The sequence below is a fragment of the Arthrobacter sp. H35-D1 genome (assembly GCF_030063185.1).
GTDB lineage: Bacteria > Actinomycetota > Actinomycetes > Actinomycetales > Micrococcaceae > Specibacter.
This window is the reverse complement of sequence record NZ_JASISP010000003.1, coordinates 270,285-289,878: the sequence shown is the minus strand read 5'-3', so window position 1 is coordinate 289,878 and position 19,594 is coordinate 270,285. Positions and strand designations below refer to the sequence as shown.

Annotated in this window: 19 protein-coding genes; 14 read left to right on the top strand and 5 right to left on the bottom strand. The window is 62.3% G+C overall.

Annotated elements, in window-relative coordinates; genetic code table 11:
- The first annotated feature begins 44 nt into the window (after nt 1–44).
- Nucleotides 45–761 (top strand): GNAT family N-acetyltransferase, encoded by a 717-nt coding sequence (locus QMG25_RS06495; protein WP_283458386.1) that lies wholly within the window; start codon nt 45–47, stop codon nt 759–761.
- On the opposite strand, the gene QMG25_RS06490 is transcribed toward QMG25_RS06495, so the two are convergent.
- The 5 genes from QMG25_RS06490 to QMG25_RS06470 all read right to left on the bottom strand — a co-directional run bounded on the left by QMG25_RS06490 (nt 715) and on the right by QMG25_RS06470 (nt 5,822).
- Nucleotides 715–2,220 (bottom strand): DHA2 family efflux MFS transporter permease subunit, encoded by a 1,506-nt coding sequence (locus QMG25_RS06490; RefSeq protein WP_283458384.1) that lies wholly within the window; start codon nt 2,218–2,220, stop codon nt 715–717. The two genes, QMG25_RS06495 and QMG25_RS06490, sit on opposite strands and share 47 nt — an antisense overlap.
- A 65-nt stretch (nt 2,221–2,285) precedes the next feature.
- Entirely contained in the window at nt 2,286–2,882 is a 597-nt protein-coding gene (locus QMG25_RS06485; protein ID WP_283458382.1) for a PadR family transcriptional regulator, read from the bottom strand.
- A gap of 262 nt (nt 2,883–3,144) precedes the next feature.
- The gene (ygfZ, locus tag QMG25_RS06480) at nt 3,145–4,242 is read right to left on the bottom strand and encodes a CAF17-like 4Fe-4S cluster assembly/insertion protein YgfZ (RefSeq protein WP_283458380.1); all 1,098 of its coding nucleotides are present in this window, start codon (nt 4,240–4,242) and stop codon (nt 3,145–3,147) included.
- A gap of 56 nt (nt 4,243–4,298) precedes the next feature.
- Nucleotides 4,299–4,901 (bottom strand): heme-binding beta-barrel domain-containing protein, encoded by a 603-nt coding sequence (locus QMG25_RS06475; RefSeq protein WP_283458378.1) that lies wholly within the window; start codon nt 4,899–4,901, stop codon nt 4,299–4,301.
- A 186-nt stretch (nt 4,902–5,087) separates the two neighbouring features.
- Nucleotides 5,088–5,822 (bottom strand): permease, encoded by a 735-nt coding sequence (locus tag QMG25_RS06470; RefSeq protein WP_283458376.1) that lies wholly within the window; start codon nt 5,820–5,822, stop codon nt 5,088–5,090.
- Between the two features lie 145 nt (nt 5,823–5,967).
- Between QMG25_RS06470 and QMG25_RS06465 the strand changes: the two genes are divergently transcribed.
- The 13 genes from QMG25_RS06465 (at nt 5,968) to QMG25_RS06405 (ending at nt 19,593) form a co-directional block, all read left to right on the top strand.
- Complete coding sequence (locus QMG25_RS06465; protein ID WP_283458374.1) at nt 5,968–6,666, top strand: winged helix-turn-helix transcriptional regulator; 699 nt, start codon at nt 5,968–5,970, stop codon at nt 6,664–6,666.
- 66 nt (nt 6,667–6,732) lie between these two features.
- Nucleotides 6,733–7,761 (top strand): hydroxyacid dehydrogenase, encoded by a 1,029-nt coding sequence (locus QMG25_RS06460; RefSeq protein WP_283458372.1) that lies wholly within the window; start codon nt 6,733–6,735, stop codon nt 7,759–7,761.
- A 369-nt stretch (nt 7,762–8,130) separates the two neighbouring features.
- Complete coding sequence (gene mshD, locus QMG25_RS06455; protein WP_283458370.1) at nt 8,131–9,117, top strand: mycothiol synthase; 987 nt, start codon at nt 8,131–8,133, stop codon at nt 9,115–9,117.
- Nucleotides 9,118–9,193: 76 nt separating this feature from the next.
- Nucleotides 9,194–11,437 (top strand): RNA degradosome polyphosphate kinase, encoded by a 2,244-nt coding sequence (locus tag QMG25_RS06450; protein ID WP_283458369.1) that lies wholly within the window; start codon nt 9,194–9,196, stop codon nt 11,435–11,437.
- Nucleotides 11,437–12,402 carry an NUDIX hydrolase gene (locus QMG25_RS06445; RefSeq protein WP_283458366.1) on the top strand — a complete coding sequence of 322 codons (966 nt, stop codon included), beginning with the start codon at nt 11,437–11,439 and terminating at the stop codon, nt 12,400–12,402. Before QMG25_RS06450 ends, QMG25_RS06445 begins: the two co-directional genes overlap by 1 nt.
- Nucleotides 12,403–12,629: 227 nt before the next feature.
- Nucleotides 12,630–14,261 carry a hypothetical protein gene (locus tag QMG25_RS06440; RefSeq protein ID WP_283458364.1) on the top strand — a complete coding sequence of 544 codons (1,632 nt, stop codon included), beginning with the start codon at nt 12,630–12,632 and terminating at the stop codon, nt 14,259–14,261.
- 3 nt (nt 14,262–14,264) lie between these two features.
- A complete protein-coding gene (locus QMG25_RS06435; protein ID WP_283458362.1) occupies nt 14,265–14,759 on the top strand; it encodes a GntR family transcriptional regulator in 495 nt (164 codons plus the stop codon).
- A 64-nt stretch (nt 14,760–14,823) separates the two neighbouring features.
- Complete coding sequence (locus QMG25_RS06430; protein ID WP_283458557.1) at nt 14,824–15,615, top strand: thymidylate synthase; 792 nt, start codon at nt 14,824–14,826, stop codon at nt 15,613–15,615.
- Entirely contained in the window at nt 15,612–16,199 is a 588-nt protein-coding gene (locus QMG25_RS06425; protein WP_283458360.1) for a dihydrofolate reductase, read from the top strand. The genes QMG25_RS06430 and QMG25_RS06425 overlap by 4 nt, the downstream gene beginning before the upstream one ends.
- A gap of 109 nt (nt 16,200–16,308) precedes the next feature.
- On the top strand, nt 16,309–17,058 hold the full coding sequence (locus QMG25_RS06420) for a WXG100 family type VII secretion target (RefSeq protein ID WP_283458358.1): 750 nt from the start codon (nt 16,309–16,311) through the stop codon (nt 17,056–17,058).
- A 299-nt stretch (nt 17,059–17,357) separates the two neighbouring features.
- Complete coding sequence (locus QMG25_RS06415; RefSeq protein ID WP_283458357.1) at nt 17,358–17,486, top strand: hypothetical protein; 129 nt, start codon at nt 17,358–17,360, stop codon at nt 17,484–17,486.
- A gap of 318 nt (nt 17,487–17,804) precedes the next feature.
- Nucleotides 17,805–18,941, top strand: a complete 1,137-nt coding sequence (asd, locus tag QMG25_RS06410) for an aspartate-semialdehyde dehydrogenase (RefSeq protein ID WP_283458355.1) — start codon at nt 17,805–17,807, stop codon at nt 18,939–18,941.
- A 214-nt stretch (nt 18,942–19,155) separates the two neighbouring features.
- A complete protein-coding gene (locus tag QMG25_RS06405; protein WP_283458352.1) occupies nt 19,156–19,593 on the top strand; it encodes a hypothetical protein in 438 nt (145 codons plus the stop codon).
- Nucleotide 19,594: the final 1 nt, after the last annotated feature.

The window sequence follows — 19,594 nt, the reverse complement described above, 5'->3', positions numbered from 1 at the left end:
CGGCGCGGCCGTGCGTTGGCGTCGGGGGCGCTAACGTTTAAGCCATGACCTTCGACCTCGCCTCCGCCCCCATTGTTCTGCTGGCCTGGGAACGCGGCCTGGGCCTGCCTGCCAACTCCCTCTTGGTGGGGACGGCGAAGGGCAGGATCACCCACGCCGTGGACTCGCCGGAACTGACGTTCATCCGTCTGTGGGAACAGTCGATTCTGGTGGGCCCCCAGCACTTGCTTGACGCCGCCGAAGCCTACGACGACGACGAACTCAGCGACCACTCGACAATGCTCCGCATCACCCGGTACGACGGCGGCCGCGGTCTGGGCACGCAGGGCCTCTACTACGCCGACGACCTCGACGTGCTCCAACCGGTTCACACCGTCCACGTCGCCACGGGGCCCGAACCTGCCGCCGCACTGGAATCCCTCTGCCCGCCGGATGACATCAATGATGTTGCGCTCTCCGTGCTGGAACACAAGTTCACGGTCATGGATTCGGGCACGCCCGACGCCGGACCCGTCGCCTGCAGTGCCTACACCGAGTACCAGGGGCTGCTGGCCCAGATGGGCACGCTGGTGGTCCCCGAGTTCCGGCGCCAAGGCGCGGGGCGGCTGGCCACAAGCATCGCCGCCCAGGAGGCCCTGGCCGCGGGCCTCATTGTGCAGTGGCGGGCCGACATCAACAATTCCGCAGCCCACGCGCTGGCCACGTCAATGGGTTTTAATGTTGCCGGCTTGCAGACTCAGGTTGCCCTTCAGGCTCGCTAAATTCCGCATAAATCGCGGATACAGGCCGCGGTTTGGCAAACATGATGACCATGGCCGCCCCCAGCAGGACGGCCGCTGCCGGGAGCAGGGTCGACTGGGACATGGCCGTGGCGAAGCCCGCATGCAGGGACTCCGGCAGGGGCCCTGCCATCCCGGCAGCCTGTGCTGCCGAACCTGCCGGCATTTCAGCGGCCAGCCGTGCCGCGATGAGCGCAGCAATTGCGGCGCTTCCCAGCACTGAACCAATTTGCCGGGTCGTGTTGTAAACCCCGGCCCCGGCGCCGGCTTCGCGTGGTCCCAGGTTCCGGGTGGCCGTTGTCGAAAGCGGCGCCCAGATGCCGGAGCTGGCTATGCCCAACAGTCCGCTGGGGAGCAGGAACAGCCAGATGGGCGTCTCCGGGGTCATCAAGAAAGACGTCCAGGCCAAGGAGACGGACATCAGGATAAAGCCGGTGAAAGCCACATAACGCGGGTTCACAATGTCCACAAGCTTGCCGATGAAGGGTGCCAGGATCCCGGAAAACAGCGCCATGGGAACCAGCATGAGCGCGGACTGGGTGGGGGTCAGGCCCCGCACCAGCTGGTAATAGAAGAACAGCGGCAGGCTCATGGCCGTGATGCTGAACCCCATGGTGGTAATGGCTATGTTGGCCAGGGAAAAATTCCGCACCTTGAACAAGTGCAGGCGCACCAGCGGTTCGCCCTTGTTGATGGCTTGCCAACCGACAAAGAGCAGCAGGAAGAGAATTCCGGCAATGATCAGGCTCCAGACCGTAAGAGGACCGGTGATGGTGCCCCAGTTGTAGGTCTCGCCTTCCTGAATACCAAAGACAAGCAGCAACAGCCCGGCGGAGCTGAGCAGGACTCCCAGCAGGTCGAACTTGTGGTCGTGGGTCTGCAATTTCGGCACCAGCCGCCATGCCATGGCGAAAGCCACCACGCCCACCGGAACGTTGACGAAGAAGATCCATTCCCAGCCCAAGCCATCCACCAAAACGCCGCCGAGGATGGGGCCCACCAACATGGCAACCCCGGCCGTGGCACCCCAGAGGCCCATGGCCGGGCCACGCTTGTCGGGTGCAAAGATGCGCGTGATGACTGCCATGGTTTGTGGCGTCATCATGGCAGCACCCAAGCCCTGCACCGCACGGGCAAGGATCAGCATGCCGATGTCCCCTGACAATCCGCACCACAGAGAGGCCAGGGTGAAGACCGTCAATCCCGTCAGATAGAGCTTTTTGGGCCCGTACTTGTCACCGAGCCTGCCGGTCACCAGCAGCGGCACGGCATAAGCCAGAAGGTAGGCACTCGTTACCCAGATGACGGAGTTGATGTCGGTATTGAGCCCTTCCATGATCTTGGGGTTGGCCACCGAGACTATGGTGGAATCCACCAGGATCATGAAGAACCCCAGAACGAGTGCCCACAGAGCGGGCCACGGCTTTGCCACGATTTCCATGGGCTGATCCTTAGTGTTGGGAACTGTTGTTCAAGGTGTGCGTGCTTGTTGTGCCAGCTGTGGCTCTAAATCCCCGGTCGGACAGGCGGGGTTTCGTCTCGCCAGGGCAATGAACCGCTGTCAAGATCGCCGCAGAAACGCTGCAACCAGTCGAGTTCAGCGGTGAGCTGGTGTTCCCTGTAGCCCACATCAATCCAGTACTGGCGTGGCGCCTCTCGGGCAAGGGCCAATTTCCTGTCGGCTTCAAGGACGGCAAGCTCTTTCTCCAGCGTCTCACTGCGGGTTTCCAAGAGTTCAATGACTTCCGCAGCCGGCAGGTTGTGTGCTTCGGAAAGTGCCTGCGTGAAGCGGGGGTATTCCTTGACAGGTTGTGCCAGCAAGGTGCGCAGGTTCGCGGCCAGACGCTCCCGACCTGCAGGAAGGATGGCGTACACGGTGCGTTCAGGGCGGTTTCCGTCCCGGGTGGTTCCAATGGTCTCCACCAGTGCCGCCCCGGCCAACCGGCCAACGGCGTGGTACAACGTGCCCGGCCTGACCTTGAGCAGGCGGTCTTCATGGCGATGCATCAGCAGCTGGTACATCTCATACGGATGCATGGCCCGTTCCGCCAGCAGGCCCAATGCGGCCATGGCCAACGGCGAGAGTTGTTGTCCTGACGGCATGTCCGGCCCTTTCCGCAACGTTTCCCTGCTGGTTGTTCACTCGGCTTGCAACCCGCGATGGAATGCGGGCTTGCACGCATTTGCCATTGTTCCACAAGAAGTATTCCAGATGGAATAGCGTGGCCCGTTTCACCCACAACAACCCGCCATGCAGCACCACCCTCGTCGTCACGGGACGAGGGTCATGCAGGACAGGTTCCATACAGGGCAACGGCCATGCGGGTGAGCTTCCCGTGCGGCGAGGACCACGCGGTTCCGTCGCTCACTTGGGGACGCGCAAGAACCCTGTCTGCCTGCCCACTACCTGTCCGGCGTCGGTGGCAACAATGATTTCCTGGTTGGCAGGATACCTTTCACCGGCGTCGTCAACGCTCAAAACAGCGTCGGGGTCCACTGAGCGCTTCACCACGGCCAAGGCGATGGGACCCATTTCAAAGTGCTGGGCCACGGAGGTGACCGTTCCCACCACACGGTCCTCGAGGATGACCTCGCTGCCTGGAGCCGGGAGTGTGTGCAAGGATCCGTCAAGCTGCAAGAACACCAGCCGGCGCGGCGGGCGGCCCAAATTGTGAACCCGGGCGACTGTTTCCTGCCCCTTGTAACAACCCTTGGACAAGTGGACGGCGGTGCGCAGCAGATCAAGTTCATGGGGAATGGTTTTACTGTCGGTTTCGGCTCCGCGACGGGGGCGCCATGCGGCAAGGCGCAGGGCTTCTGCCGCCCAGACACCCGCCAGGGGGCGCTGTCCCACAGCTGATTCAAGCTCGCCTGCCGGGATGAGGTATTCGCGCCACGGACGTTCAAGGCCGGGATGTTCGGCCTCGGGAACAGCCGCGTAGCTGTAGCCGCCGGCACCAAGGTGCGGCCACGGGTCAACCCAAGCCAAGTACTCGTCCCATTCGGGAACCTCTGAAACCGAGCCGACCACGGCCCACTCGGCCGAAACATCGGCAACTTCAACGCGCAACATGAACTTCATGGAGGCAAGCCACTGGGCCAAGGGTGCAGCTTCCTCGGCTTCGACAATCAACCAGGTGGTGCCGCCGTCGTCCACCACCCTCGCGTCAAACTCGATGCGGCCTTGGACGGTGAGCAACAACAGCTCGGTTCCAGTGTTGGGCGCCAAGGCCGTCAACTCTTGGCTGGACAAGGTATTGAGCCAGCTCAGCCGATCCGGGCCTGCCACGCTCACCACTCCGCGGTGGGAAAGATCCACGACGGCGGTCCCTGGTTTGCCCAAATATCCGGCCAGCAGGCGTTGTTCGCGGTTGGGATCCCCATAGTGGGCTGCGACGCCGGCGTCCAGCCCGCCTGCCTGCACGGCTCCGTGACGGTTCAACAAAGGACTCAAATAGCTCATAACGCTTGCAACGCCTTCCCTCAGCGGCCTATTCCGCCACCCGGGGCGGGCGGCGGCTAGGAGTTGATCTTGTGCAGCGCTGCCGAAGCATGCGCGTCAAGGGATTTCCCCTGTGCGGCCACGTCCCAGCGCCAATAAAGGTCGCCGTTCACGAGCCCAAAAATACGGGTTGCTGCGGTGTAGTCCTTGGCTCCGGCACCGCGCATGACTGCGTCGGTGGAAAGCTGGATCTGCGGGCCCTTGATAGTGCCGTAGTACAGTTCGGAGATGCCCCCAGGATGGACAATGTTGGCCATGAGGTCAAAGCCCCCGTCGGCATTGCGCAGGGCTTCCACATCGTCTGCCGTCCGCAGGGCCGGAACCGTGTCGGCAGGGATCAGGCCCGGACCGCCGTCGGCGTCGTTCATGGGCCGGTCAAGCTGCCAAAAGCCCGTTTCCACGGACAACGGGCGCAGAATGGCACCCTCTTCATCCGTCAGCCACGATTCCGCCGAGTACTGCAGATAGGGCAGTCCATTGGCTTTGAAAGTGGCCGTTTGGAGGAAGTGCTCGTCGTCGGCTTCTCCGGCGCCAAGGCGGCCGGCACCACTCCAAGTGCCAAGCAGCCAGGACAGCGGAACCAATTCCGGGGTCAGGTCGGTGGGAATCTCAATGGGCATGGCAGGTTACTGCTGACCCTTGTACAAGCGCCACACCACCAGTCCGGCAAACCAGGCCATGACCACGCTGGCCACCACCAAAAGACAGATGTAGAAGATTTCCAAGGCAAGTACGCTCATAATTCCATCCTACAATGTTCTCCCGTGCTTCCTGACAGGCCGCTCCATGACGGGGTGGATGCGAGCCTAGTGCAAGACCAATTTTTCCACAAAGTACACAAGGGCGCCCAGGGACAGAATGGGCGCCAGTGCCGACGACACAACCCCAATCAGGTGCCCCGGCTCCCTGGACAGCGTCCTCAACTGGCGGAAGGCGGCCATGACAGCCCCCACCAGAACGCCCAGGACGGCAGCCTGCAGAACGCGCACATCGGAGAAGATCAAAGCGGCAAGGGGGCCGGCCAACGCTGCCAGGACGATCGCCAGCGGGGCAAGCACCCGATCAGGCCACGACAGCATGCCCACGGCAATGGCCACGACGGCGCTGATGGCCACGATCAGGGTCATGCCCGGTTCGCCCAGGAACCGGATGGAGGCCACCCATCCACTGGCAAAACCGGCTATGGCCACGCCTGTTCCTGCCCCGAGCGTGGATTCCAAACGATACTTTTGCCCAGTGCCCCGAATGAGTTGAACCACCATCACGGCAGCGAAACCCACCGCGATCATGATGGGCGTCCAGACAAGGTAGTCGCCGCCGGCATCCAAGCCGGCAGTCAGGGCGGAGCCCGCACCGGTCAGCGCGATGACGGTGCCCAGTGTTTTCTTGGCCGGGATACCCAAATAATACGGCCAGCCGTAACCAAAAGCAGCGGCAAGGGCTATCCCCACACCCACCGTCCAGCCCAGGCCCAGATAGTGCGCTGCCACCAGCAGCACCAGCGCAATGATTGAAATAAGTCCGGCAATTGATGACTTCACACACCAATCCTGCCTTATTCTGCCGGTACACTGTGGAACAACCCCCGCGGGCGGGGCGTCTTGATTCATTGACCCCTGTCATCCAGGGGCCTGCGGCTTGTTCGTCGCTGAAAGATGCGTGTTTGATGCACTTTGTTAGGAAGTCATGTCGCAGATTTTATTGTTGACCAACCACCGCGGCAGTTCCGTGGAGGTTCTGCCGGCACTGGAATTCCTCAGCCACAACGTCCGCATTCTTCCGGCAGTGCCCACCGCGCTGCTGGACGCCAAGCCCGCCGACCTCATCATGGTGGACGCCCGCAAGGATTTGGCCGGTTCCCGGTCGCTGAGCCAGCTGCTGCGCGCCACCGGCATCAGCGTCCCCTTGCTGCTGGTCTTGACGGAAGGCGGCATGGCGGCAGTCACAGCATCGTGGGCGGCAGACGACGTTGTTCTTGACTCTGCCGGACCGGCAGAGGTGGAAGGGCGCATCCGGCTGGCCTTGACCCGTGCAAGCAGCGTGGAAGACAGCACACACCAGGAAATCCAAGCCGCAGGCATTGTTATTGACGAGGACAGCTACACGGCCCGGGTGCACGGATCGGCGCTGAACCTGACATACAAGGAATTCGAGCTGCTGAAATACCTTGCACAGCATCCGGGACGTGTTTTCACCAGATCCCAGTTGCTGAACGAGGTGTGGGGCTACGACTACTACGGCGGCACCCGCACGGTAGATGTCCATGTTCGGCGCCTGCGTGCAAAGCTGGGTCCCGAGAATGAAAAACTGATCAGCACCGTCAGGAACGTGGGCTACCTTCTCAGCGTGTCCAAGACTCCCGACGACGCTCTCACGGACGCGTAGCTGCCTCGGCCTTCAAGCACTTTGCCCCACCGCAACCTGGGATGACCAACGAGAGGAACCCGCACCTTGGCTCAATCGACACACGCTCCCGGCCCCGAAACACTCCTGGTCATGGACCACGGCACCTTCGAAACGCAGTTTGACGCCCAGCGCCTTGAACGGTTGAGGTCATTGGTCCGGGTGGGCACTCCCGTGTCAACAGACTCCCTTGCGGACCCCGCAGTTGCCGGGCGGCTGGCCGACGTTGAAATTCTTGTCACCAGTTGGGGCGTGCCCATGCTTGACGAGGCACAGCTGGCCCGGCTGCCCAAGCTCAAGGCCGTCTTCCACTGCGCAGGCACTGTGCGCCCCTTTGTCAGCGCAGCCCTTTGGAACCGCGGAATTATTGTTTCCAACGGTGCCGATGCCAACGCCATTCCCGTGGCCGAATTTACTTTGGCAACGATCATCCTCGCCGGCAAGCGCGCGCAGGTGCTGGCCAACGACGCACGCACCCACAAGGGATCAAACAACTACGGACATCTGCGCGGGGAGCTCGGCAACGTGGGCAGGACCGTTGGGGTGGTGGGCTATTCCAGGATTGGCCGGCGCGTTGTTGAGCTGCTGCAGATGTTGCAGGATGTGCGCGTTCTCGTGGCGGACCCCTACGCCGACCCGGCCGAGGTTGCCGCAGCCGGCGCCACACTGCTCCCGCTGGAGGAGCTCATCCCGGCGGTGGACATACTCTCCCTGCATGCACCCGAACTGCCCAGCACGCGGCACATGATCGGAGCCTCGGAGCTTGCCGCCTTGGCGGACGACGCCACCTTGATCAACACCGGCCGCGGTTCGCTCATTGACACGGTTGCGCTGGAAGAAGCGTGCAGGAGTGGCCGCATCACAGCCATCTTGGATGTGACCGACCCCGAACCGCTCAACGCCGATTCCATCCTGTATGAGCTTCCCAACGTAGTTTTGACCCCGCACGTCGCCGGATCGTTGGGGACGGAAACGCGCAGGATGTCCGACATGGCGCTCAACGACTTGGCCCACTACCTCAACAATGAACCGCTGGATGCCCAAGTCCATGCAGCCGATCTGGGCTTGAGCGCCTGAACAGCTGAATTGGTGCACCCCATCCAACCCACTGTTTAACCGCAGGTTTAGTCCCGAATTTGGTCCGGGACAGCAAAAGGCCCATTTCCAATGCGGAAATGGGCCTTTCTGGATGGGTGGAGGACATACGGGTCGAACGTATCGAGGGCACCCCACTGGTGCATCCCCCCAGCGCAAACCACAGGAAACTGCTTGCTCCCGCATTTGCCTTCGCACTCCGGTCGCCCGGCTGTGCTGCCCTCAAACTGTATGCCACCGCCGTGCCAACGCGCAAACCAGCCTCCGTACAACGCACTCGCCGGCCTGCTGCGGCACAATCGCAGGCGCAGAATCTCGCATTCACTTGGACACTCCCACTAGGCTGTGGTTATGACCCCCGCAAAGACTGACAACTGGCCGGTGACGGTGGTTCCGGGCGCGCCCGGCCCCGAGCTTCTGTGTGAGATTCAGACTGTGATTGATGCAGCTGAGGACGCCGACGGCAATCCGCCCTTTTCCGAACAAACCCTTGTTGAACTCAAATCCGCCCAAGCTGGCCCGCACAGTGTCCTGACCATGCTGACCTACGCCCCCGAGGATGCCTCCCCCACAGCGGGCGAGGACCTTGCCGGTGTGGCGGTGGCGGTTCTCGATGGCAGCGAAGGTGTGCTGGAGATCGTGGTGCACCCGTCCTATCGCAATGAAGGCGTCGGCGCCATGCTGGTTGACAAACTCATTGAGGTCCGCGGACTTCAGGGCATCAAGGCCTGGTCCCACGGCGGCCATGAGGCTGCCGCGGATCTTGCCGCCAGCTACGGCTACCGCGCCATCCGCGAACTGTGGCGCATGCGCTTGGTCCGGCAGGCGCCGTCGTCCCCGGATCTGCCGGTGCAGTCCGCGCTTGACTACCCGGCGCCCGACGGCGTGACGTTGCGGACATTTGTCCCGCACCAAGACGAGCAGGCATGGCTGGCAGCCAATGCGGCCGCGTTCGCCCACCATCCCGAGCAGGGTGCATTGACGCTCCCGGACCTGCAGGCCCGCATCGCCGAGCCATGGTTTGATCCGGCCGGGTTCTTCCTCGCCGTGAACACCTCCGATGAGATTTTGGGCTTCCACTGGACGAAGGTCCACCCCGCTCGCGCCGGCCAGGCAGCCATGGGCGAGGTGTACGTGGTGGGGGTTGCTCCCGCAGCGCAAGGCCTGGGACTGGGCCGGACATTGACCAGGCAGGGCATCGACCACCTGCAAAATGCCGGTCTTCGTGCCATTATGCTTTACGTTGATGCAGACAATGAGGCGGCAGTTTCGCTGTACCGCCAGCTGGGCTTTACCAAGTGGGATTCGGATGTCATGTACGGACCAATGTCTGCCTAGGCGTGGGCCTTTCGGTCCGGCATCGGGCCCGCTTGCACGTTAGATTCAAGGCAGTACCAACTCTGAGGACCACTGAATGAAGCGCGAATACAAGGGGAACCTGAACATGGCGGCAGCCAACGGCCGGGAACGTTTTGTTTCCGGCGAAGTACCCGCTTCACGGGCCACCCAGGACAGGATTGAGATCCCCGAGTTTGAACCCACGCTCATTCCCGCAGGCGACATCAGCCCCGACAGGTTCCTTGACCGCGAACTGAGCTGGCTGGCTTTCAACGCCCGGGTGCTGGAACTGGCGGAAGACCCCGACGTGCAGCTGTTGGAGCGAGTGAACTTCTTGTCAATCTTCGCCTCCAACCTGGACGAGTTCTTCATGGTGCGCGTGGCCGGATTGAAGCGCCGCATTGCCACCGGCCTTGCCGTGCCTTCGCCCGCCGGCCTGAGCCCGCTGGAAGTGCTGGAGCAAATCAGCGAGGCCGCCCACGAGCTCCAGGCACGGCATTCCCACGTTTTCGCCAACCAGATCCGGCCCGCCTTGGCCTACGAACACATCCACCTGGTGCATTGGGAGGAACTGGACGACCCGTCCAAGGTGCAGATGGCAGCGATGTTCGCCAAGAAGATCTTCCCCATCCTCACCCCGTTGGCTGTCGATCCGGCACACCCCTTCCCCTACATCTCCGGCCTGTCCTTGAACCTCGCTGTTGTGGTCCGCAACCCTGTCAGCGACAAGGAACTGTTTGCCCGCGTCAAGGTCCCCGACCTGCTGCCGCGGCTGATTGCCCTTGACGGCGCACGGGCCGGCACTGTGCCCGGCCGCGTGGCTCGGTTTATCCCGCTCGAGGAAGTGATCGCCCAGTTCCTGGACCAGCTGTTCCCGGGGATGGACATTGTGGAGCACCACACCTTCCGGGTGACCCGCAACGAGGACCTGGAAGTTGAAGAGGACGACGCCGAGAACCTTCTGCAGGCGTTGGAGAAGGAACTGCTGCGCCGCAAGTTCGGTCCGCCCGTGCGCCTTGAGGTGGCAACTGACATCAACCCCAGCATTCTGGAACTGCTGGTGCGTGAGCTGGACGTCGAGAAGTCGGAGGTTTACAAGCTGCCCGCACCGCTGGACCTGCGCGGACTGTCCGTCATTGGATCCATAGACCGCAGCGACCTGCGCTACTCCAAGCACGTGGCCCACACGTCCCGGGATTTAAACCCGTCCGAAACGTCCAAGGCCGCCAACGTGTTCGCGGCCATGCGCCGCCGCGACATTCTCCTGCACCACCCCTACGACGCCTTCTCCACCTCGGTGCAGGCCTTCCTGGAACAGGCCGCCGCGGACCCCAAGGTCCGCGCCATCAAACAGACCTTGTACAGGACCTCCGGCGACTCCCCCATCGTTGATGCCTTGGTGGATGCCGCCGAAGCCGGCAAGCAAGTTTTGGCACTGGTGGAAATCAAGGCCCGCTTTGACGAGCAAGCCAATATTTCCTGGGCGCGCAAGCTGGAACAAGCAGGCGTGCACGTGGTGTACGGCATTGTCGGTTTGAAAACCCACTGCAAGTTGTCCCTGGTGGTCCGCCAGGAACAGGACGGGTTGCGCCGCTACTGCCACATCGGCACCGGCAACTACCATCCCCGCACTGCCCGCTACTACGAAGACCTGGGCTTGCTGACAGCCGACAACCAAGTGGGCGAGGATCTCTCGAAGCTGTTCAACCAGCTTTCCGGTTACGCGCCCAAGACCTCCTTTGACCGTCTGCTGGTGGCACCGCGCTCGGTGCGTTCAGGCCTCGTTGAGCGCATTGACGCAGAAATCGCCAACAAAAAGGCGGGCCTGCCGGCCCAGGTGCGCATCAAGGTCAACTCCATAGTTGACGAGACCATCATCGACTCCCTCTACCGCGCTTCCCAGGCAGGAGTGGAAGTTGGCGTGATTGTGCGCGGCATTTGTTCCCTGCGCCCCGGCGTTCCCGGGCTCAGCGAGAACATCACGGTCCGTTCAATCCTGGGCCGTTTCCTTGAGCACTCGCGCGTCTTTACCTTCGCAAATGCCGGGGAACCCGTTGTGTACATAGGCTCCGCCGACATGATGCACCGCAACCTTGACCGCCGGGTGGAAGCACTCGTGCGGCTTTCCAACCGTGAAGACATTGCCGAGGTGGACTCGCTCCTGACGCGCTACCTTGATCCAGCCACGTCCAGCTGGCACTTGGAGAGCGACGGTGAGTGGAAGCGCCACCATCAGGACGGCGAGGGAGAGCCTTTGCTCGACGTCCAGTCATGGCTGCTGGCCAGCCGTTCCCGCTCACGGTCAGCACAGCATCCGTAATGCGCAACACCGAACATCTCGAAGAGCCGGTGGACGATTTCACCGGCCCCTCCATTTACGCGGCAGGCGCATTGCTTTGGCGGCTGAAGAAAAAGAAGCTTGAGCTTCTCCTTATCCACCGCCAGCGCTACGACGACTGGTCCTGGCCGAAGGGCAAGCTCGATGCGGGCGAAACCCTCGCCGAATGTGCAGTGCGTGAGGTGCATGAGGAAGTGGGGCTGCCCATCAACTTGGGCATTCCACTGCCGGCCATCCGCTACCCCGTCAAGCCCGGGCTCAAGGAAGTCCACTACTGGGCTGCGTCGGTTGATGACATGCCTCCCGTCCCCGACGGGAAGGAAGTCGACACGGCTGTTTGGTGCAGCCCCAACAAGGCCCGCGGCCTGCTGTCCAACCCCTCGGATGTGGAACCCCTTGAAGCCTTGGTGGCCGCTCATGAGAATGGGTCCCTTGACACATGGCCGCTGCTGATCATCAGGCACGCCAAAGCCAAACCCCGAGCAGCCTGGACGCGGGCCGAAGGTGAACGCCCACTGGCTGCGACAGGAAAGCGCCAAGCCTTGTACCTGCAGCGCCTGCTGATGTCATGGCACCCCGGGCGCATCAACACCAGCGGCTGGATGCGTTGCATCGCAACGATTTCCCCTTACGCCCAAGCCACCAAGGCCAAGGTCAAAGTGGTGCCGTGGCTAACCGAGGCCGACCACAAGCGCAATCCGGCCAAGGTCGGGGCAAGCATTGAAAAGTGGCTCACCAGGACAAGCGCCACGGCGGTGTGCACCCACCGCCCCGTACTGCCCACCATCCTGGCCACGCTGGCAGGACACATGACGGACGAGCTGGGCGAATTACTGCCCACGGTGGATCCGTACCTCTCCCCCGGCGAGGTTTTGGTGGCGCACGTGTCCATCACCGAACCCGGCAGGATCGTGGCGCTGGAGCAGCACAAGCCCTACGAGGACTGACTTCCGGCTGCCGCTGCCCCCGCCCAACGCCGTCGTAAACGTGCTTTGGCCGCTTGTTCGCACCTTCGCCGCTTATGGGGTGTGCACATTGCCCTTATAAGCAGCCAGACCCCGTTTATGCGGAATACAGCATGACGGGCCCTTGCTTGTACAGCACCCTCTTTGTACCGTACCTTTGATACAAAGATTGTCGATACGTTGGGGAAACGATGTTTAAGCCAAATTGGATGGAAGTTCTCATCTTGCTGGGCATGTTCGGAGTCATTGCCGCCATTGCCGCGTACGTAATCCAGCGGCTGTTCTTCTGGAACAAATCCCAAGACAGATCCCTGGGGCACATTCGAAAGCATGCCTTGTGGACGGGAATCATCGCGTGGGCACTGAGCAGCTTGGCCGGCGCGGCCCAAGCCGGTATCGTCACCCCGGCGCTGTCAGACGTTTTGGGCAACCCGTGGGATATCTTGCCCTGGTTCGCCATTGTGGCCCCAGCTGTGGCAGCTCTTGTTGTCCACGCCATTGGCCAGGCCACCTGGCCGGCACCAAAATCCGCCCGGCGAACTGCCGTCCTGCAATACCGCCGGATCCGCGACTATGTGGAACCGGCATTGGGCTGGACGGTACTGGGGGTCTTTGCGCTGACGGCAGGAGTCCTTGCCTTCCTGTTCTTCGTCCCGGGATTTTCAGCTTCACCCGCAGGCATCATCACCGATGCCGGAGTTCCGGGCATGATCCACAAAGGGCGTGTCCCCGGGTACGTGTTGGCAACAGCACTGGCCACTGGGCTGGCAGTTCTTGCTGGTGGGACGTTGCTCGTCATGCGGCTCATTGCCTCGCGCAGGTCCTTGGCGAGCTTGTCGGCCGAGCAAAACACAACCCTGCGGATCATTGGCATGAACCGGCTGTTGCGAGTTTCTGCAACGGTGGCCTCCGGATTCGTGGCCGTTGCGGGCAACTTCTTGTTCCAGCCGGTGCCCGGCTCGCAGACAGCATCCTGGACCAATTGGCTGGGCGTCGCCAACGTGGCGGTGCTGCTTGTCATGCTCTACTGGAAGCCGCCGGCACTGAAGGAAAGCACGGCTCCCGGCGTCGATGGCCACCAAGACACCGGCCCCGGGCCTGCCACAAGCTTGCTGCTCGGTGACGGTCCGGCCGCCGCCAGGCTAACAAATTCAACGCCATTGGCGGCCGCAATCGCCGGTATCCTTGGCGGACTGGCCGGCCTGCTGTTGACGCCTTGGTTTGGCTGGCTGGGCCCCCTTGCCGCGGCACTCGTTTTTGTTCTGCTCGCGCACTGGGGCATGGAGTGGTTGCTCCGCCGCAACTACGCCACCCCGGGCACACCACGCACTCCGCTCAAGGCCGCAGTGCCAACAACGCTGCCCGTTGCAATTTTGGCGGCCTGTTTGGGCCTTGCACCGGCCCTCGTGGCAGTGAACTCCATCAGCCAAGGCGGCATGTACGACTGGCCCGGATTTGGCGGTGCATCCCCGCATGCTTTGGTTCCCCTGCTCTGTGCTGCGGCAATCCTGTGCGTTGGCTCTGCGGCTGCCGCCACTGTTTTCAGCCTGCCGGGCCTCACTTCGGTTGATCCGTTGCTGGACAGGACACTGCGTCGGAGGACACTTTTCCGCATTCTTCGCACGGTGGTCGGCGGCTTGTTTGCGGTGCTGGCAGGGGTCCTGTTGAATCTGGCCACCGCGCCACGTTCGAGTCCGGGTTCCGGGCTGGGCCTGGTGGGCGCGGTCTGCATGCTGGCCGCAGTCATTCTGTGCTTCTACCCGCTCAAGGACCTCACTCCGGCAGCCTTCATGCCCCCAGCCGGCGCGAAAGCACGCCGGACCACGGGCTCGGGCAGATAACCCATGGAAGCGCGCATTGTCATCGACTTGGGCACGGCCACCCCGCCGTACGAACAAGTAAAGACCCAAATCACCTCGCTCATTGCCGTCGGCGAGCTGCAGCCCGGCACCCGCCTGCCCACCATCCGCAGCCTGGCCGGCGACCTCGGTGTCGCTGCGGGAACTGTGGCCCGGGCCTACAAGGAACTTGAAGCAGCCGGGCATGTCGCCAGCAACCGCAGGCAGGGGACCGTAGTGGCTGGGCGCCGCTCCCCGGCGGCGCCCAGCTCGCCAAGCAGAACCCCGGACACTGCGCAACCGAGTCCACCACCCCCGCAGAAGAACATAATCAAGCTGTCGCCGGTGAACAACGCATTGGAGGTGATGGCCGCCGTCGACCATTTGCTGGATGCGGGCGACCAGGCCGGACTGGACGAAAAAACGCTTGTTTCTCTCCTTAAAGGCCGGCTCAGTCAGCGGGCAAGTCTCGCCGAGCCTCAACCAGACGGGCCATCATAGGCAGCCAAACGGAGCAAGTAGACTAGTTGGCGTGACTGCCACGATCGAAACGCCCTACGAAGACATGCTCCGCGACGTGCTTGCCAACGGCACCGCGAAACCGGACCGCACAGGCACCGGGACGAGGAGCGTTTTTGGCCGCCAGCTGCGCTTCGACCTCGCCGAGAGCTTCCCGCTCATCACCACCAAGCGGGTGCATTTCAAGTCGGTGGCCATGGAGTTGCTGTGGTTTTTGCGCGGTGATTCCAATGTGCGCTGGCTCCAGGAAAATGGTGTCAAGATCTGGAACGAATGGGCGGACGACGCCGGTGAGCTGGGTCCCGTCTATGGCGTCCAGTGGCGCTCGTGGCCCACACCGGACGGGGAGCACATCGACCAGATTGCCCAAGTGATGGAGTCGCTGGCGGACAATCCGGATTCCCGCCGACACATTGTCTCGGCCTGGAATGTTGCGGAGCTGAAGAACATGGCGCTGCCTCCGTGCCACGCCCTCTTCCAGTTTTATGTTGCCCCCACCGAGGATGGCCGTGGCAGGCTCAGTTGCCAGCTCTACCAGCGCTCCGCGGACACCTTTCTCGGAGTACCGTTCAACATCGCCTCCTACGCCCTGTTGACGCTGATGGTGGCACATCAATTGGACATGGAAGCCGGTGAATTCATCTGGACAGGCGGCGACGTGCACATTTACGAGGACCACCTCCGCCAAGTCGCCGAGCAGCTTGGCCGCGAGCCATATCCTTATCCGCAACTGCGTTTCGCCCGGAAGCCCGAGTCCATCTTCGACTACACCTTTGACGACTTCGAGCTGGTCGACTACCAGCACCACCCCGCGATTAAGGCCCCGATTGCCGTATGAACGACGCACCCGAACCCCGCAAGTACTACCATTTCAGCCAACCCGTCATCGGCATGATCTGGGCCCAGACCAACCACGGCGTCATCGGCGCCGAGGGGGGCATGCCCTGGCACCTGCCCGAGGACCTGGCCCATTTCAAAAAGGTCACGCTGGGCCATCCTGTTTTGATGGGCCGCAAAACCTGGGATTCCTTCCCGGAGAAGTTCCGTCCGTTGCCTGAGCGTACCAACCTCGTGGTGACCCGCCAACAAGGGTGGGCCGGCACGCCCGAGGCGCTCGGCGCCGTCGTGCTTGATTCAGTGGACGAGGCCCTGGTGGAGGCCCAGTTCTCCCCCGGCGGCAACGAGGTGTGGGTCATTGGCGGCGGGCAGATCTTTGAGCAGGCGATCGAGCACTGCAATGTGGCCGTCGTGACCGTTATTAACACGGACGTGCCAGGAGACACGCAAGCGCCCGTGCTGGGTTCGGAATGGATGTTTCGCGGGGCGTCGCCGCTTGAGGGCTGGCACACATCCAAGAACGGCACCGAGTACAGGATCACCATGTGGGCCCGGGGCGAAACCGAGTTTGCGGCGCCCGAGTAGGAATTGGCGGCGTTGGGGAGCGCACCCCATCGCGGCCGCGCATTGGCGCCGCTAGGCTCGGTTTAGCCATACCACCGCATGTCCTTTCCTCCAGTCCTCCGGAGCTGCCATGTCTGAAATGTTGGGCGCTGACGTTGAAGAACTCCGCGCACTGGCCAGGGACTTCTCTGGCAACTCACAAAAGCTTTTCCAAGCGCAAAAAGTGCTTGACGGCGCCGTAAACCAACTCCCGCGCTACTGGCAGGGCCCGGATGCGCAGCGTTTCGCCGCCCAATGGCGCGGCCAGCACCGCGGTGTCGTCGCCCGCCCCGCCGCTGATAACAAGAGCAATCTAAGCAACATTGCACTGCGGACACGTGTGGGCGGATGGGAAGCTGCTTCAGGCACAGGCAGCGATCAAACCGTCCAGATTCCCGGCGTCTTCAACGACCAAGAGGTCCACGCACTACTGACTGAGAAATTGTTGAGCTGGGAAAACGCCATGCCCGATGAATCACCGGACAGCCCGCCCGAACCTTACGAGCCACATCACCTCAATCTCATCCGCGACCGAAAAAGAATGCGGAACCAGTACGGGCCCCATTCCTACACGCGCGGCATGTACGTCAACGGATCCAAAACTCCTCTCAAACCGCGCAATATTCGGATGCAGAGCTCCATCCCGATCATCTTTGCAGCGGCGGCCATAGCCGGCGGCATCTGGTTCTTGGCAGCCAGCGAGTACCCTGTCGGAGGGCCGGTAATGTTCGGATTCGCAGCCTTCATGCTTTTACTTAGTTGGATCGGTTTTCGGGCAGCTCGGCTCCGGGCGAAGTGGGAACATGAGAACCCTGATCTTGCCAAAAATATCGACTACTGACGTTTGTTGGTTTCGCTACTCCACGCGAGCAGGAACAGCCAATGAACGCCAAAAAACAGTGCTCGCAGCGCAACCAACTTGTTGCTTCGAGGATATGACACCGCCAAGAGCTGTGGGAGAACAACAGGCCAAGCGATCGGCAGGCGAAGGCCTGGCATGACCAGAGAGTTGCTTGTGGTCAGATGCGGCTCCTGCGACGGGCCACCACGAGCAAACTCGTCAGCTACCTCCCTGAAGAGTGCGGGGTCGGTCGCAGCGGCATCGGACCGCAGGCTCACACCGTATGCCGACACGCGTTTATGGTTTCCAGTGAAATAGTCGCCCTGGGCTTCTTCGTCTCAGCCCTCAATGTGGTGATTGGCGCGGGGAACGCCGATGTCCCCACCGGGCTGCCGCGCAAGCGCCGGCTTCCCACTCCCGCGGAATAACCATGGGGCACCTGTCTCCGACAAGTGCCCGGTTCCCGACGAGCCACACCACAACAGCCTCTTCTGCGTGCACTCCGCGAAACATGCGGATTCTCTCCCACTGCCAAACAGGGCCAAGACGGCCGACACCAAGGATCTTGTCAAGGAATCCCGCGCCTCCAGACTGTGCAAGCAGCGAGGCATCCCGCACCCCCATCGGGCAGGCCCCCGACCCGGCACCCAACCCAAGCCTTCGCGCGATGGCGGGCAACGCCGTCGTGCCTGTTCACCCAGTGACACCAACTTCGGCCGATTTGCCCCACCCACTAAACTGGTTGCATGACCAATAACAATGTTCCTTCCGTCGGCCTGGTTGGTTGGCGCGGCATGGTCGGTTCCGTTCTGCTGCAGCGCATGCAGGACGAGGGCGACTTTGGCGATATCAACCCTGTCTTTTTTTCCACCTCAAACGCGGGGGGCAGCGCCCCGGTGATTACGGGCGCCGGCGATGCCGGCAAACTTGAAGACGCTTTTGACATTGACACGTTGGCCAAACTCCCGATCATCGTCACCGCCCAGGGCGGGGACTACACCAGCCGAGTGCACAGCGAGCTGCGCGGCCGGGGCTGGGACGGCCTCTGGCTCGATGCCGCCTCCACGCTGCGCATGAACAACGACTCGATCATTGTCCTGGACCCCATCAACCGCGCGGCCATCGACGCCGGCTTGGCCAACGGCACCCGCGACTTTGTGGGCGGCAACTGCACCGTCTCATGCATGCTCATGGGCCTAGGCGGCTTGTTCAAGAACGGCCTCGTCGAGTGGGGCACCTCCATGACCTACCAGGCTGCCTCCGGCGGCGGCGCCCGCCACATGCGCGAACTGCTGAATCAGTTCGGCACGCTCAACTCCGAGGTTTCCTCCGAACTGGACAACCCGGCGTCGGCCATCCTTGAAATTGACCGCAAGGTCCTGGCCCACCAGCGCGAAGGCATAGACTCCAGCCAGTTCGGCGTGCCTCTGGCCGGTTCCCTGATCCCCTGGATCGATGCGGATTTGGGCAACGGCCAGTCCAAGGAGGAGTGGAAGGCCGGGGTGGAGACCAACAAGATCCTGGGCAACTCCGCCGAGAACCAGATCATCATGGACGGGCTGTGCGTGCGCATCGGCGCCATGCGCTCCCACTCCCAGGCACTGACCTTGAAGCTGCGCGAAGACCTCCCCGTCGCCGAAATCGAGTCCCTGCTGGCCAACGACAACCAGTGGGCGAAGGTGGTGCCCAACACCAAGGAAGCCTCCATGGCCGACCTCACCCCCGTGGCCGCCTCCGGCACGCTGGAAGTCCCGGTGGGCCGCATCCGCAAGATGGACATGGGCCCGGAATACATCAGCGCATTCACAGTGGGCGACCAACTCCTGTGGGGTGCCGCCGAGCCGCTGCGCCGCATGCTCAAGATCGCCGTAGGCACGCTCTAAACCCGGACCGCAACAGGCGTGGAACGCCGGTGGGACGCACTTTCTTTGCGAAAGTGCGTCCCACCGGCTTTTTATGCCGACATTTAGGCCGAAAAGGCCGTATCTAATCAATACAAACACTGATACTCTCATGTGATCCGGATTAGTAATCCAATCACTCATGTCGGGGGAACGCATGAAAAGGAAATGGCTTTTGGTGCCAGCGATTGCCTCCATGGCTTTAGCAGGGTGCTCGTCCGCCGCAAAGGACCAGCCGGATGAGACTTTGGCCAGCCCTTCGGCCACCGCAGTGGAATCCGCCACCGCTGCAGCTGCCACCGCGGCAAGCGCGCCAAGCGAAGAACCGGAAACGCACGCCGCTGTCACTCACATACCGCCGTCCGCTGCGGCCACCGCGGACCTGAGCGATGTCACTTGCTCGGCAGACCAAGCGGGATCGTGGACGTTCGAGGCCACCGTAAACAATCCTGGCGATACCCCACGCCGGTATACCGTGGCTGTCGCCGTCATTGTCAATGCAGTCGTCCAAGGGCACGCCATGATCGCGGTGGAAGTGCCCGCAAAAGGCACCAAGCCCGTCGTGGCAAAAGACTTCGCAACCACAGCCGAGCCCGGTGCCGTCTGCGAACCCGTCATGTCGGTAGAAGATTAGG

Coding starts and splice junctions, on each gene's coding strand:
- QMG25_RS06445 (WP_283458366.1), top strand. CDS start 11,437: ATGCGCAACACCGAACATCTCGAAGAGCCGGTGGACGATTTCACCGGC.
- QMG25_RS06495 (WP_283458386.1), top strand. CDS start 45: ATGACCTTCGACCTCGCCTCCGCCCCCATTGTTCTGCTGGCCTGGGAA.
- QMG25_RS06435 (WP_283458362.1), top strand. CDS start 14,265: ATGGAAGCGCGCATTGTCATCGACTTGGGCACGGCCACCCCGCCGTAC.
- QMG25_RS06465 (WP_283458374.1), top strand. CDS start 5,968: ATGTCGCAGATTTTATTGTTGACCAACCACCGCGGCAGTTCCGTGGAG.
- ygfZ (WP_283458380.1), bottom strand. CDS start 4,242: ATGAGCTATTTGAGTCCTTTGTTGAACCGTCACGGAGCCGTGCAGGCA.
- QMG25_RS06405 (WP_283458352.1), top strand. CDS start 19,156: ATGGCTTTAGCAGGGTGCTCGTCCGCCGCAAAGGACCAGCCGGATGAG.
- QMG25_RS06450 (WP_283458369.1), top strand. CDS start 9,194: ATGAAGCGCGAATACAAGGGGAACCTGAACATGGCGGCAGCCAACGGC.
- QMG25_RS06425 (WP_283458360.1), top strand. CDS start 15,612: ATGAACGACGCACCCGAACCCCGCAAGTACTACCATTTCAGCCAACCC.
- QMG25_RS06415 (WP_283458357.1), top strand. CDS start 17,358: ATGGTTTCCAGTGAAATAGTCGCCCTGGGCTTCTTCGTCTCAGCCCTC.
- QMG25_RS06430 (WP_283458557.1), top strand. CDS start 14,824: ATGCTCCGCGACGTGCTTGCCAACGGCACCGCGAAACCGGACCGCACA.
- QMG25_RS06490 (WP_283458384.1), bottom strand. CDS start 2,220: ATGGAAATCGTGGCAAAGCCGTGGCCCGCTCTGTGGGCACTCGTTCTG.
- QMG25_RS06475 (WP_283458378.1), bottom strand. CDS start 4,901: ATGCCCATTGAGATTCCCACCGACCTGACCCCGGAATTGGTTCCGCTG.
- asd (WP_283458355.1), top strand. CDS start 17,805: ATGACCAATAACAATGTTCCTTCCGTCGGCCTGGTTGGTTGGCGCGGC.
- QMG25_RS06440 (WP_283458364.1), top strand. CDS start 12,630: ATGGAAGTTCTCATCTTGCTGGGCATGTTCGGAGTCATTGCCGCCATT.
- QMG25_RS06485 (WP_283458382.1), bottom strand. CDS start 2,882: ATGCCGTCAGGACAACAACTCTCGCCGTTGGCCATGGCCGCATTGGGC.
- mshD (WP_283458370.1), top strand. CDS start 8,131: ATGACCCCCGCAAAGACTGACAACTGGCCGGTGACGGTGGTTCCGGGC.
- QMG25_RS06420 (WP_283458358.1), top strand. CDS start 16,309: ATGTCTGAAATGTTGGGCGCTGACGTTGAAGAACTCCGCGCACTGGCC.